At 35.9% G+C, this 13,428-nt stretch carries 12 protein-coding genes; 9 read left to right on the top strand and 3 right to left on the bottom strand.

Features of this window, described 5'->3' with window-relative positions; genetic code table 11:
- Window positions 1-3: 3 nt before the first annotated feature.
- Both BTR34_RS00680 and BTR34_RS00685 read left to right on the top strand, forming a co-directional pair.
- Window positions 4-639: a methyltransferase gene (locus tag BTR34_RS00680; RefSeq protein WP_068483872.1), complete on the top strand. Its 636-nt coding sequence runs from the start codon at window positions 4-6 to the stop codon at window positions 637-639.
- Window positions 640-703: 64 nt separating this feature from the next.
- A complete protein-coding gene (locus tag BTR34_RS00685; protein WP_068483874.1) occupies window positions 704-1,744 on the top strand; it encodes a hypothetical protein in 1,041 nt (346 codons plus the stop codon).
- Between the two features lie 9 nt (window positions 1,745-1,753).
- On the opposite strand, the gene BTR34_RS00690 is transcribed toward BTR34_RS00685, so the two are convergent.
- Entirely contained in the window at window positions 1,754-2,779 is a 1,026-nt protein-coding gene (locus BTR34_RS00690) for a glycoside hydrolase family 43 protein (RefSeq protein ID WP_068484058.1), read from the bottom strand.
- Window positions 2,780-2,995: 216 nt separating this feature from the next.
- On the opposite strand from BTR34_RS00690, the gene BTR34_RS00695 reads away from it, so the two are divergent.
- From BTR34_RS00695 to BTR34_RS00725, 7 genes are all read left to right on the top strand, one after another.
- Entirely contained in the window at window positions 2,996-6,244 is a 3,249-nt protein-coding gene (locus tag BTR34_RS00695; protein ID WP_068483876.1) for a WD40/YVTN/BNR-like repeat-containing protein, read from the top strand.
- A gap of 110 nt (window positions 6,245-6,354) precedes the next feature.
- Complete coding sequence (locus BTR34_RS00700) at window positions 6,355-8,283, top strand: S9 family peptidase (RefSeq protein WP_068483883.1); 1,929 nt, start codon at window positions 6,355-6,357, stop codon at window positions 8,281-8,283.
- A 35-nt stretch (window positions 8,284-8,318) separates the two neighbouring features.
- Window positions 8,319-9,038 carry a DUF2490 domain-containing protein gene (locus BTR34_RS00705; RefSeq protein ID WP_068484060.1) on the top strand — a complete coding sequence of 240 codons (720 nt, stop codon included), beginning with the start codon at window positions 8,319-8,321 and terminating at the stop codon, window positions 9,036-9,038.
- 132 nt (window positions 9,039-9,170) lie between these two features.
- Window positions 9,171-9,758, top strand: coding sequence for a superoxide dismutase family protein (locus BTR34_RS00710; RefSeq protein WP_068483885.1), 588 nt, complete (start codon window positions 9,171-9,173; stop codon window positions 9,756-9,758).
- A 74-nt stretch (window positions 9,759-9,832) separates the two neighbouring features.
- On the top strand, window positions 9,833-10,369 hold the full coding sequence (locus BTR34_RS00715; protein WP_068483887.1) for an RNA polymerase sigma factor: 537 nt from the start codon (window positions 9,833-9,835) through the stop codon (window positions 10,367-10,369).
- A 1-nt stretch (window position 10,370) separates the two neighbouring features.
- Entirely contained in the window at window positions 10,371-11,162 is a 792-nt protein-coding gene (locus BTR34_RS00720; protein WP_068483889.1) for an anti-sigma factor, read from the top strand.
- Window positions 11,163-11,327: 165 nt separating this feature from the next.
- Entirely contained in the window at window positions 11,328-11,510 is a 183-nt protein-coding gene (locus BTR34_RS00725; RefSeq protein ID WP_068483890.1) for a hypothetical protein, read from the top strand.
- A 236-nt stretch (window positions 11,511-11,746) separates the two neighbouring features.
- On the opposite strand, the gene BTR34_RS00730 is transcribed toward BTR34_RS00725, so the two are convergent.
- Together BTR34_RS00730 and BTR34_RS00735 are read right to left on the bottom strand one after the other, a co-directional pair.
- Window positions 11,747-12,571 carry a VOC family protein gene (locus tag BTR34_RS00730; RefSeq protein ID WP_197496151.1) on the bottom strand — a complete coding sequence of 275 codons (825 nt, stop codon included), beginning with the start codon at window positions 12,569-12,571 and terminating at the stop codon, window positions 11,747-11,749.
- Window positions 12,564-13,268 (bottom strand): glycosyltransferase, encoded by a 705-nt coding sequence (locus BTR34_RS00735; protein ID WP_068483892.1) that lies wholly within the window; start codon window positions 13,266-13,268, stop codon window positions 12,564-12,566. Before BTR34_RS00735 ends, BTR34_RS00730 begins: the two co-directional genes overlap by 8 nt.
- Window positions 13,269-13,428 lie beyond the last annotated feature (160 nt).

Raw genomic sequence — 13,428 nt, forward strand, 5'->3', positions numbered from 1 at the left:
AGTTTGAAGAAAGAACAAAATTATTGGACTGAACGTTACAAAGAACAGCAAACAGGTTGGGATATTGGCTACCCTTCCACTCCCATTAAAGAATATGTAGACCAATTGCCTGATAAATCGATTCAGATTTTAATACCTGGAGCCGGTAATGCCTATGAAGCGGAATACCTGTGGAAAGCAGGATTTATAAATATTCATATTCTAGATATTTCTGAAATTCCACTGAAGCAATTCAAAAAAAGAAATCCAGATTTTCCCGATTCAAATATTCACCAGGCGGACTTCTTTGAGTTCAAAGGCCAATATGACCTTATTATAGAACAGACCTTTTTCTGCTCTTTTGTACCTACAGACGCCAATAGAAACAAGTATGCCAAACACATGGCTGAACTTCTAAAACCAAACGGAAAATTAGTAGGCCTTTGGTTTGATATTCCTTTAACCGAAGACATGGAAAAACGTCCTTTTGGAGGCAATAAAGAATTGTATTCCAGATATTTATCTCCGTATTTCAAAACGATCACTTTCAATTGTTGTTATAACTCCATTCCACCTAGAAAAGGGAATGAGTTGTTTGGGATTTTTAGTAAACTACCTCGGGGCAAGCCCACGAGGCATTCGCCCGAAACGAACTTTTAATTTCGAGGCAAGCCTCGGGGTATTATACCCTTTGGCGGTGCCAATAAAAAATAACTTGATCATCATGAAATATTATATACAAAAAAATAATTTTCCATTATTGTTAGCGATGCTATTAGTACTAGCCTGCCAAGCTCAAAAAAAAGGCAACTTCAGTATTGAGGCTCTTGGAAAAACCTATGCGTTAGATAATGAGAAATTAATTAACGGACTCTTTTATCATTTAGAAAAAGACCAAGTTACGGGGGGCAATACCAGCATTAGAAATGTTGATGAGAATCATTTAGAATGGAAAGGCAATCCCAAAGAAAACGGTTTTGGATATTTTCAACGAAACAGAGACTTAGGTCAAGTTTTTCAAGTTCCGGCAGAAAACGATGTTGTTATTGATGCATTGGTATTACGTACGTCAAGAGGCAATAATGCTTTAATGAAAGGCGCTGTTGGTTCAAGACTTAGAGTGGTATTTTTTGAGGTTGATATCCCGGCCAATAAACTATTAAAGATCAATGAAAACGGTACAACCAAAGGTGAACGCGCTACACATGGTTTTGACCATCAGTTTAACCGTGCCGATGATTTTATCGAAGGTGTTGAATATACTTTTCTAAAACAGTTTATTGGAGGTATTTTTCCTGAAATACCTTTTACCGACCAATATGTTTATGACCGAGGGCGAGGAGAATCTTTTGGAGAACAGCCAGGGCACCTTGTTTTTTTTAAGTGCGATTTTGACGAAAAAGATGAAATAACCTTAAAAGCCGGCAGAAAATATGCTTTTATAATTGGTTTTGAATCACCAGGAATCGATAGAGGTTTAGCATTAGCTATTAATACTGAGGTACATACCAAAGAAGCAGCGCAATTTGTAAAAGACGAACTAGGTGCTGTTCGATGGGGAATTCGCCGAGAGGGTAACGGTGCCTTACCTCCAAAAATGGTCTCGATGAATGAACCACCAAAAAAAGGAATTCTATTAAATCAATTATTAAAGGAGTCAATGTTTCCCAAGAACCATTTCAGCACCTTAAAGCCTACAACCGATGGCTATCCCGATGTTGATACCTACAGAACTTTACAATTTTATCTTGAGGTCCGAAAATAACAACTAATTTTAACGTAATGGCCGTGCTTCAACACCTTCATTGGTTATTTTTACAGGTTTAATTGTTCCATCTTTTCTAAATTCCATCTTATCTATACTTGTTACCCTATGATCCCTATCTTCATTAGGGATTGGTCTTCTATGATATACTATAAGCCATTCATCTGTGTTTGGAACATTAATTACCGAATGATGTCCGGCTCCTGTAGCTATTGCAGGGTCTGATTCTAAAATAGTACCAATACGTTTAAATGGTCCCGTAATTGAATTAGACATGGAATATGCCACTTTATAGGTGCTATCGGTCCAATTTCCTTCAGACCACATAAAATAATAGATTCCATTTCGTAAAAAAGCAAATGGGCCTTCAACATATCCTTCTGGAGTAATTTCCTTAAACAAAGAACCGTCTTCCCAAGGTTCTATCCCCGTAAAATCATTATTCAATTTACCTAAATTATAATGGCTCCATCCACCATAAAAAATATAAAATGTTCCATCCACATCCTCAAACACAAATTGGTCAATTGGTTGTGTATCATTATAGAAATCAGCTATTAACGGTTTTCCCAAATAATCTTTAAATGGTCCACCGGGAGAATCTGCAACCGCAATACCTATTCCTCCAAAATGATTGATGTCGTTATTCGGATCATATGAGCTACGACCTGGTCTTTGTACATCATTAGCTCCAAAAAAGAGGTAGTACTTATCATCCTTTTTAATAATCGACGGTGCCCATAGTGCTTGCCTTAACCAAGTAATTTTGGTAGTATCTAAAATTCGCTCATGTTTTGTCCAGTTCACCAAATCATTACTGGAGAATGCATCAAAAAAAAGTTGATTTTCAAAAGAACTAGAATAGGTTGGGTAAACCCAATATGTATCGTCAAATACCATAGCTTCCGGATCTGCATACCATCCTTCAAAAATAGGATTACCCGATTTTCCCAATTCTTTATCCAGTGGTACTTTTTTATTTACCTTACAAGAAATAAAGAATACTGTAAAAAATAACACTATAAATGTCTTCATTTTAAAGCCCATATTAAATCCTTTTTCTCAAAGAAACATTATTTTTTAACATGATGCAATTGTTGATTCGTTAGGATACATTCCTAAATGAGTAAGCTAAATTTTTTCTATATATTGATTTTATATTGCGATTGAACAAAATCGTCTTAACACATATTTAAGATTTCCTACCAACCTTTTCTAGTATATTTAGGCACCAAACTAACAAAATTAAAAATGACTAGAAGACTACTCTCCTTACTGGTGCTTTTTGCATCTTTTTTCCTGACAGCTCAAGAATTTAAAATGGACCTTGTACAGGACCTAAAACCACGTAATATAGGACCCGGTGGTATGAGTGGTCGTGTAACGACAATTGATGTCGTTACTGAAAATCCTGATATTATGTATGTCGGTACCGCATCTGGCGGATTGTGGAAATCTACTTCTGGAGGTATAAAATGGGACCCTATTTTCGATAAAGAAGTAACTGCCTCAATAGGTGCTGTCGCAATTCAACAAAGTAACCCGTCTGTAATTTGGGCAGGTACTGGTGAAGGTAACCCGAGAAATAGTTTAAATGGAGGCTACGGAGTATATAAATCTCTCGATGGCGGAAAAACATGGAAATCTATGGGTCTTGAAAAAACAAGGCATATTCATAGAATAAAGATTGACCCCATGAACCCGAATACGGTTTATGTTGGTGCCATTGGTTCTCCGTGGGGCGAGCATCCGGAACGTGGTGTTTTTAAAACTACTGATGGTGGTGAAACTTGGGAGAATGTACTTTTTGTAAATAACAAAACAGGGGTTGCCGACCTTATTATGGATCCTTCCAACCCAAATAAATTAATTGCTGCCATGTGGGAACACAAACGCGACCCATGGTTTTTTAGCTCTGGCGGCACTGGTAGTGGTCTCTATATGACTCATGATGGTGGTAAAAACTGGAAAAAACTTAGCGAAGAAGATGGCCTACCTGCAGGGAATTTAGGTAGAATTGGTGTGGCTATTGCTCCTGGAAAACCTAATATTGTGTACGCCCTTGTTGAAGCAAAAAAGAATGCGCTATATAAATCTGAAGATGGCGGGTTTAAATGGAAAAAAATTAATGATAAGGAAGATATAGGTGACAGACCTTTTTACTACTCTGAGATTTACGTTGACCCAACAAATGAAAATAGAGTTTTCTCTGTATTTACCTATGTAAACGTATCTCAAGATGGTGGCCAAAACTTCTCTCAGTTAATGCCTGCCTATCGCGCAGATAACGGTGTACACCCCGACCACCATGCCTTTTGGATTCATCCAGATAACGGTCAGTTTATGATGGACGGTAATGATGGCGGACTTAATATTTCTAAAGATGGTGGAAAAACTTGGCGTTTTATTGGTAACCTGCCTGTTGCGCAATTTTATCATATAGCAATAGATAATGAGTACCCATATAATGTATACGGTGGTATGCAGGATAACGGCTCTTGGAGAGGCCCTGCCTATGTTTGGAAAGATCAAGGTATTCGTAATAGCTATTGGCAAGAAATTAGTTTTGGTGATGGTTTTGATGTTGTTCCCGATCCAGTAGATTCTAGATATGGATATACCATGAGTCAGCAAGGGTACGTGCAACGATTTGACCATGTAACGGGAGATAATTACATTGTACGCCCTACTCCACCAGATGCTACCACAGAGCTTCGTTTTAATTGGAACTCGGCAATTAGCCAAGATCCTTTTGATAACAGTACCGTCTATTTTGGTAGTCAGTTTGTGCATAAAAGCACTGATAAAGGGTTGACATGGAAAATAATTTCTCCCGATTTAACTACAAACGACCCAGAAAAGCAAAAGCAAAGCGAAAGTGGCGGATTATCAATGGATGCTACTGGTGCTGAAAACCATACAACTCTATTGGTCATAGAACCTTCTAAAGTTGAGAAAGATATGCTTTGGACAGGTTCTGATGACGGTCGTGTGCATTACACACAAAATGGAGGGCAAACTTGGACCGAAGTAACTGCTAATATAAAAGGGTTGCCAAAAGGAAGCTGGATTCCTCAAATAAAAGCATCTACCAGAAATAAAGGGGAAGCATTATTAATTGCGAATGATTATAGAAGATTCAATTACACTCCCTACGCCTACCGTACTAAAGATTACGGAAAAACATGGACAAGAATTGTTGATGCTACCGATGTAGAAAGTTATACGCTATCTATTATCGAAGACCCTGAGAATCCTAATTTGGTGTTTTTAGGTACCGATGACGGATTGTATGTTTCTTTAAATGCCGGAGAAAAATGGCAAAAATGGACGGAAGGCTTCCCAACGGTATCGACTAAAGATTTAGCCATTCACCCACGAGAGCACGATTTGGTTATTGGTACGTTTGGTAGAGCTGCATGGGTATTAGATGATATTAGACCGCTACGCGCATTGGCTTCAGATGCATCTATTCTAAATAAAGATATTGCATTATTTACGCCTCCAACAGCATATCAAGCATCATATCAACAACCAACTGGTAGTCGTTTTGGTGGTGATGCGTTATACCAAGGTGAGAATAAAAAATCTGGCGCTATGATTACCTATTACCTTAAAGAAGGTAAGAAAGATGCTAAAAAACCTGCAAAATCTGATGATGATAAGGAGGAAGAATCCGAGGAAAAATCAGAAGTAAAATCTGAAGATAAAGCCGATGCGGTAGAATTGACAGGTGTACAAAAGAAAGATTCGGTTCAGTTCGATTTTTATGATGGCGATAGATTGATTCGTACCCTTAAATACAAAACTCCTGAAAAAGCTGGTTTCCACAGAATTTATTGGAGAATGGATGAAAAAGGAGCTGATAGACCTTCAAGAAAAGTACAGACTAAGAAGAACGAATCTGGTGGTATGGATGTTAAACCGGGTAACTATACTATAAAAATGCTTTTTGGAGATAATGTGGAGGAAACCAAAATCACGGTAAAATCCGACCCACGATTAGACGTTTCAACAGCTAATATTAATGAAGTTTACACTAATGGTAAAGTTCTAGAATCCTATATGCAAAAAGCAGCCGATGCGGTTCAACAATTGGCGCAAAGTAAAGAAACAGCAGAATTGTATCAAAAAGATTTGAAAAGGGCCGATGAGAAAAAATATAAAGAACAAATTGAGGCATCAAAGAATATTGTAAAACAAATAGATTCTGTAATGGCTTTATATTTAGGTAAAGTTGATAAGCGACAAGGAATTACCCGTAGTAAAGAAATGACGGTAATGCAGCGATTACAAATTGCCCGTGGCTATGTTGGGTCTCGTAAAGCAGGTATGACCGTTACAGAAACCCAGTTAATGCAATTTGCAAAAGAAGAATTGGAAATGGCATTAGAGAAAACGAATGCATTCTTTACCAAAGACTGGAAATCATACCAATCATCTATGGAAAGTTTAGATCTATCACCTTTTAAAGAAGTGAATACATTTAGTCTAAAATAATTCCACTAAATGATATATTCTAAATACCTACTTGTGGTGGAATTCGTGCTGCAAGTAGGTAATTATATCATAGTTACGATACTTACGCCTGGCCATTTAAAATATCAATTATGAAAAAACTATTAGCTTGTTTTTCTATAGCTCTTTTTTGGAGTTGTACAGAAGTAAAAGATGAAAAGAAGGAAGTAAACATTTCCAAAACTCCTGACCAATATACCATTAAACAAATGATGGATAATGAATCCATATCAGGTGGTAGTTTTTATCATGATAATTCTAAATTATTGGTTTCCAGCAATAGGTCCGGTATATACAACATGTATACCGTGCCAACCAATGGTGGTGAGTTAACGCCCATAACGCAATCTGATACCGCTTCTATTTTTGCTATTTCTTATTTTCCGAAAGATGAGCGTATGCTTTTTAGTATGGATGGTAATGGTGATGAAATCTACCATATATTCCTTCGTAATTTAGATGGAAGCCACACAGACCTTACTCCCGAGAAAGGTGCTAGGGCTAGTTTTCATAGTTGGGCAGAAGATGACCAAAGTTTCTTTTTTACATCGAATAAGCGAGATTCAAAATACATGGATTTGTATCAAATGGATTTTCTCAATTATTCGCCAAAACTAATTTATAAGAATGAGGAAGGCTACGATATTGGTAATCTAAGTAAAGATGAAAAACAGCTAACACTTGTTAAGTCTATAAATACCAACGATGCCGATTTATACCTTTATAACCTATCAACAAAGAAAAAAATCAAAATTAATAAAGCGCAAAGCGCAAATAGTAGTCAAGATTTTTCTCCTTCTGGTGATGCATTGTATTATACCACCGATGAGGGTAATGAGTTTTCTTACCTCATGAAATATACCATTGCTACTGGCACAAGCGATAAAGTTCTTGAACGTGATTGGGATATTTTGGGTAGTTACTTTACAGATAACGGTACCTATTTAGTTACCTATATAAATGAAGATGCAAAAAATACCATTGAAGTTATGAACGTAGCTACTATGGAAAATATTGAATTACCGGCATTTGAATCTATGGAAATAACCAATGTAGATTTCTCAAAAGACGAAAAATGGATGCGTTTTTATGCAGGAGGTTCTCACACGCCTAGTAATTTATATGTCTATAATCTACAAACGAAAGAACAGCGGCAATTAACCGATGTTTTAAATCCTGAAATTAAAGCTGAAGATCTTGTTTCTGCTGAAGTTATTCGTTACAAATCTTTTGACGGTGTAGAAATTCCAGCAATTTATTACAAACCACATCAAGCAGGTGCCGATGCCAAAGTACCTGCCCTAGTTTGGGTACATGGTGGACCAGGAGGTCAAAGTCGTCAAAATTTTAGTTCGTTTATTCAATACCTTACCAATCACGGTTATGCGGTATTAGCGGTAAACAATAGAGGTAGTAGTGGCTACGGTAAAACTTTTTACCAAATGGACGATTTAAACCATGGTGATAAAGATTTGAAAGATTGCGTTGAAGGTAAAAATTGGCTTGCGTCCCAGCCAGAAATCGATGCCGATAAAATAGGAATTATCGGTGGTTCCTATGGCGGTTATATGACCATGGCGGCACTTACCTATACGCCCGAAGAATTTGCAGTTGGGGTGAATTTATTTGGTGTTACCAACTGGTTGCGAACCCTAAAAAGTATTCCGCCATGGTGGGAATCTTATAAAGAAGCCCTTTACCTAGAATTAGGTGACCCATATAGTGCAGATTCGGTACGATTAAAAGAGATTTCGCCATTGTTTCATACAGATAAGGTGACCAAACCTTTAATTGTATTACAAGGTTCTAAAGACCCACGTGTATTACAAGTAGAGTCTGATGAAATTGTTGCGGGTGTAAAAAAGAACGGAGTACCCGTAGAATATGTGCTGTTTGAAGATGAAGGTCATGGCTTCGTTAAAAAAGAAAATCAAGTTGAAGCGTATAGCAAGGTTTTAGATTTTTTAAATTTGTATTTAAAGAAAGATCAAGGAACCCCAATTGAAGATGGCGATAAATAAAGCCAAAAATGTTAAGTATCATATTAAAACAAAGAATGAAGAAAGTTATTACATTACTAATATTATTAGCAACAATTACACCTACAAATGCTCAAAGCGAAGTTACCGGTGAAGATGAATTAGGGAGTTGGTTTATGTATTTTGGTACCAATAAAATTGCAGAAAAATGGAGTATACACACCGAAGCTCAATTTAGGTATTATGAAACTGCTGACAATTTTAATCAATTGCTATTAAGAACAGGGGCTAATTACCATATAAATCCTGATGCTATTGCCACTATTGGCTATGGTTATATTGATACCGACCCCACTTTTCTAGGCAGCCTAAAAGAGGCTAATTTAGCTGAACATAGAATTTTTGAACAGTTTATTCTTAAAAATAAAGTTTGGGAATTTAAATTTGAACATCGATATCGGTTAGAACAACGTTTTATTTCCCAAACTGATATTCTCAGCGACCCTGAACAAGATTTAGGTAGAACAGAACATAGGGCACGTTATAGGTTACAAGTTACTTTACCCTTAACAGACATTTTCTTTTTAAACTTTTATGATGAAATATTCATAAATCTACAAAATGAAGCATTTGGTCAAAACCGTTTATATGCCGCTGTAGGAGTTAATGTAACTGATAATTTAAGTATGCAATTTGGGTATTTAAGAAATGATTTTAGAACAACCGATTATGACCGTTTGCAATTAGGTGTTGTATTTAATACCGATTTACGTGGTATTTTTAAAAAGAAGGAGTAAATAAAAATTCCTATAAGCAGATAATAACTTAACTCTTCACATTTATCAATTCTGTTAAAATGAATTGGAAATGAGCAAAAGGTATAGGTATTAATACGTAACTTTATCACATAACCCTTAAACACACTGAAAATGAAAATATTTAAAATTGAATTAGCCCTATTAGCGCTAATAGCTGTCTTTAGTTGTAAAGATGCTAAGAAAGAAGCTGAAAAAATGGATGCAGAAATGGATCATGAAATGGAAAAAGTAGCTGAAGAAATTACTACTAACCGTATTTCTATGCTAATGGAATCTAAAAGTGATAGTGATGTAAGTGGAGAAGTAAGTTTTGTTGAAGAAAATGGAGAGGTTACAATGAACGCAAAATTAACCGGACTTTCTGAAGGCGAGCATGCTATACATATTCACCAAACTGCAGATTGTTCGTCAGATGACGGTTCTTCTACTGGAGGACATTGGAACCCAACAAACGAACCGCATGGTAAATGGCTGGCAAGTGAAGGATATCACAAAGGTGATATTGGTAATTTTACCGCAAAATCTGACGGAACAGCTACAATTGAGTTTTCTACTGACCAATGGTGTATTGGTTGTGATGATGAAAATAAAAACATTGTTGGTAAAGGATTAATTGTACACCAAGGTGTAGATGATTTTACCTCTCAACCTAGTGGTGATGCCGGTGCACGTATTAGCTGCGCTGGTTTAATTCAATAAGATTAAAAAAATAATTTATAAAAGCTGTTCTAAGAACAGCTTTTTCTATTTTTAGCGAAATTTAATATTACCCTATGCAATTAGATTTATTGGTTGAACAGTTTAAAAAGAAAGATTCCACTGCTTTCGAAAAGTTACACGCTATGTACGCCGATAACATTTGTGGTGTCATCAACACCATCGTTAAGAACGATGCCTTATCCCAAGAAATTTGTCAAGACGTTTTCATTAAAATTTGGAATAATTGCGATAGTTATAATTCATCTAAAGGAAGGTTCTTTACATGGATATTAAATATCGCCAGAAATGCCGCCATCGATGAAATACGCAGTAGGTCGTATAAAAATGATAAAAAGAACCTTTCCGCAGATTTCTTCGTAGGTATTTTGCAGAACAAGGCCGATGACGAAACTTCAACAGTTGATACAAAAGGTTTAAGGAAACTTATTGAAAATTTAAAGGAAAAATGTGTTCAAATCATTGAACTGTTATACTTTAGAGGATATACTCAAAAAGACGCTGCAGAAGAATTGGATATTCCGTTAGGCACGGTAAAAACAAGAAATAGAAGTTGCATTTCTCAATTGAGAGAAAATATGGAAAGTAAGTAATATGGATGTACAACAATACATAGCATCAGGAATTTTGGAGCTCTATATAGCTGGTATACTTTCAGATAAAGAGAATCTGGAAATCGCCAATTATGCGAAAGAGTATCCGGAAATTCAAAAAGAAATAGAAGCAATTGAAGCTTCTATTTTAGCGTTATCGAAGAAAGCGTCCCCCGGATTCGATTATTCTTTTAAATCGTTAATGGATAGAATTAACGGAGAGGTTAAAGTGGTATCTATAAACGAAAAACGTAACCCAATTATGCTTTACGTAGGTTGGGCCGCATCACTATTATTGGCTGTTGGTTTGTTTTGGATGTATCAACAGAATGAAGATTTAAAATCTGACATACAAGTAGTTGAAAAACAAAATATAGATTTAGAGCAGCAAATTGCTGACACCGATTCTTCATTGGAAGAAACTCAAAATTTATTGAATACCCTACGTGATAAAAACATAAGTGTAACTTCTTTAGGAGGACAAGAGGTGTCGCCAACATCTTATGCAAAAGCATACTGGAACAAGGAAGACAAAAAAGTATTTATAGACGCCAAAGGTTTACCAGAACCACCAGAAGGTTTTGTTTACCAAGTTTGGTCTTTAAAGCTTTCTCCGCTTACTCCTACCAGCATGGGATTACTTGAAGACTTTGCTTCAGATGAAAACAAAGTATTTGCACTTAATAACCCTAACGATTCAGAAGCATTTGGTATTACACTAGAACCGGCAGGTGGTAGTGAATCACCAAATTTAGAGCAACTCTATACACTAGGTGTTGTATCCGCTTCATAATAAATCACCTCAGGGAAATCCCTCGAGGTATTATTAGGAAATTAAACATTAAATTTCGACACAAGGGTCGGAGCATTTAAATCTCGATTATCGAGTAAAATAAAAATTAAAGCATTAATGGTCAGTTTTTAAAAACTGACCATTTTTTTTTACTATTTTTCGGCCATGGATTTAAAGAAACTTTTTGGTACCGTATTAACCTTGTTAGGAATTGGCGGACTTGTTTACGCAGCAATATTATTTGGAAACAGTGCAGGAACCACAAAACAACTAATTGTTTATGGCGTTCTTGGAGCTATATTTTTCTTTTCTGGGATAGGATTAATTAGAAATACCAGTAAAAGCTAAAACTAAAATTGGTTTAGCTTATCGGTCCTTTTTTACTCTGTGAAAACATAGACTTTTCACCAACCATTTAGGTAAGGTTTTGTGCGGATTTCTTTTTTTTAGGTTTAAAAAAATACCCAAAGATTTTAGAATAGGAACTTTATGCGTTTCTACTAATTCAATCAAAGTCCCATCTGGATCTTCTATGTAACTAAAATGCCCAGCGGCATCGCCCATATCAAAACTATGGGCACTATCTACGGAAAAGGATAGTTGTTCTGCTTCCCTTTTTCTCTAATAGAACTCATACCCGATACGTCAAAACATAAGTGTATATAGCCTAAATCTCCCCACAATCTATTTTCAAATATCTTAATGGGTTTTCTCTCTAGAACTTGAATAAGCTCTAGTTGCGTGGGACCGAGTAGTTCTCCAAATCCGCCAACTAACTTCCGTTCCTGTGAAATTACCGCTCTTCTAAACTTACCTTTTGAGATTTCATCTGCTGTTTCTATTGCATCGTATGCTACTATAGAATATCCTAACATGCTGCTGTAAAACTTCAAAGAAGTTTCCATATCACTAACCCCAATAACCGCACCCTGCACTCCCCCATTTTTAGAAGATTCATTACAAAAAACATAATGATCTTCAACTATTTGCACTCGATTACCAAAAGGATCGCTAAAATAAAAATTGGAACGGTAGACATGATTGATTTCGGAAAGATGAGATACCTTTATACCCCTTAAATACGAATGTATTTCATTTAGGTTTTTACATCTTATTTTCATGGCGTAGATACCTAAATCTCCAAATTGAATTGGATATCTTGGTTTACTTGGAATTCGGTCTTTAAACTGCCAAATTTCCAACCCGCCACCGCCAGTCATGTTTAAAGACAAATAGGCTTCACGCTTTTCAGCATTACCATTGGTATATTTTGTCATTAAAGATGCAACTGCCTCATCTTCAAATAATAAAATATCAAAACCTAAATGCTTTCTATACCAGTTAAATACTTTTTTAACATCAACAACACCAATACCTATTTGCTGAATACCATTAATTATTTCATCCATTATATGGGGTGCGTATCAACTTATTATGTAGTGTTTTTAACTTGTTGCCAGGATATCCGAATTTAAAGAGTACTACTAAAAGAAAGTTCGAAAGGTTTACACGCAAATAAGAGTTCGATTCATATTTACGAGCAGAAACTATCAAGTCATTTTTGACGATGGTATATGGAACGTTCTCCTTTTTCATCCGTCGGAAAAACTCAAAATCTTCCATCAGCACTTGTTCTTCATTAAACTTTCCCAGTTGATTGAAAGCCTCTTTTTTGATAAAAAGGCATTGATCTCCACCTCCAGTAAAGAGTCCGTCTTTAGCTGTAAACGATGCATTTACGCGTAGGTACCACACATCTTTATCAAATTTGTATGAAAAGAAACCTGCATCATATCCATCTTGTAAACTAGTTAAAATATCATCAATGAATCCGGTTGGCGGAACTACATCCGCATGTAAAAAAACAAAAATATTACCTAATGCTATTTTAGAAGCTTCGTTCATTTGAGCTGCCCTTCCCTTCTTTTTACAATAAAGCAATTTGACTTTCTGACTACAATCTAGCATTTCAATAGAATCAGAATTACCTGGAGATATCGCAACAATAATTTCCCAAAGCTTTTCATGATCTAAAAAACAAGCAGCTTTGAAGAGCCGTTGCAAGTTATTATATTCGTTATGTGCCGGTATTATTATGCTTATCATAGAAATATAGCCAAGGCGTAGTTGATAAAAAGTAAAAACTACCACCTAAAAAGTTTAGGTTTACGCCTTACCTACGCAAATTGCATAAAAAAGTTTTATATCCACCCTAAAATTAAAAAAAAGGTTGACGAAATCAATTAAATTATAATTCGACTAAATT

It is taken from the genome of Maribacter hydrothermalis, from assembly GCF_001913155.1.
GTDB lineage: Bacteria > Bacteroidota > Bacteroidia > Flavobacteriales > Flavobacteriaceae > Maribacter > Maribacter hydrothermalis.

Excerpts from the sequence above, each read along its gene's own strand:
- BTR34_RS00685 (WP_068483874.1), top strand. The coding sequence starts at position 704 with ATGAAATATTATATACAAAAAAATAATTTTCCATTATTGTTAGCGATG.
- BTR34_RS00690 (WP_068484058.1), bottom strand. The coding sequence starts at position 2,779 with ATGAAGACATTTATAGTGTTATTTTTTACAGTATTCTTTATTTCTTGT.
- BTR34_RS00695 (WP_068483876.1), top strand. The coding sequence starts at position 2,996 with ATGACTAGAAGACTACTCTCCTTACTGGTGCTTTTTGCATCTTTTTTC.
- BTR34_RS00700 (WP_068483883.1), top strand. The coding sequence starts at position 6,355 with ATGAAAAAACTATTAGCTTGTTTTTCTATAGCTCTTTTTTGGAGTTGT.
- BTR34_RS00705 (WP_068484060.1), top strand. The coding sequence starts at position 8,319 with ATGAAGAAAGTTATTACATTACTAATATTATTAGCAACAATTACACCT.
- BTR34_RS00710 (WP_068483885.1), top strand. The coding sequence starts at position 9,171 with ATGAAAATATTTAAAATTGAATTAGCCCTATTAGCGCTAATAGCTGTC.
- BTR34_RS00715 (WP_068483887.1), top strand. The coding sequence starts at position 9,833 with ATGCAATTAGATTTATTGGTTGAACAGTTTAAAAAGAAAGATTCCACT.
- BTR34_RS00720 (WP_068483889.1), top strand. The coding sequence starts at position 10,371 with ATGGATGTACAACAATACATAGCATCAGGAATTTTGGAGCTCTATATA.
- BTR34_RS00725 (WP_068483890.1), top strand. The coding sequence starts at position 11,328 with ATGGATTTAAAGAAACTTTTTGGTACCGTATTAACCTTGTTAGGAATT.
- BTR34_RS00730 (WP_197496151.1), bottom strand. The coding sequence starts at position 12,571 with ATGGATGAAATAATTAATGGTATTCAGCAAATAGGTATTGGTGTTGTT.
- BTR34_RS00735 (WP_068483892.1), bottom strand. The coding sequence starts at position 13,268 with ATGATAAGCATAATAATACCGGCACATAACGAATATAATAACTTGCAA.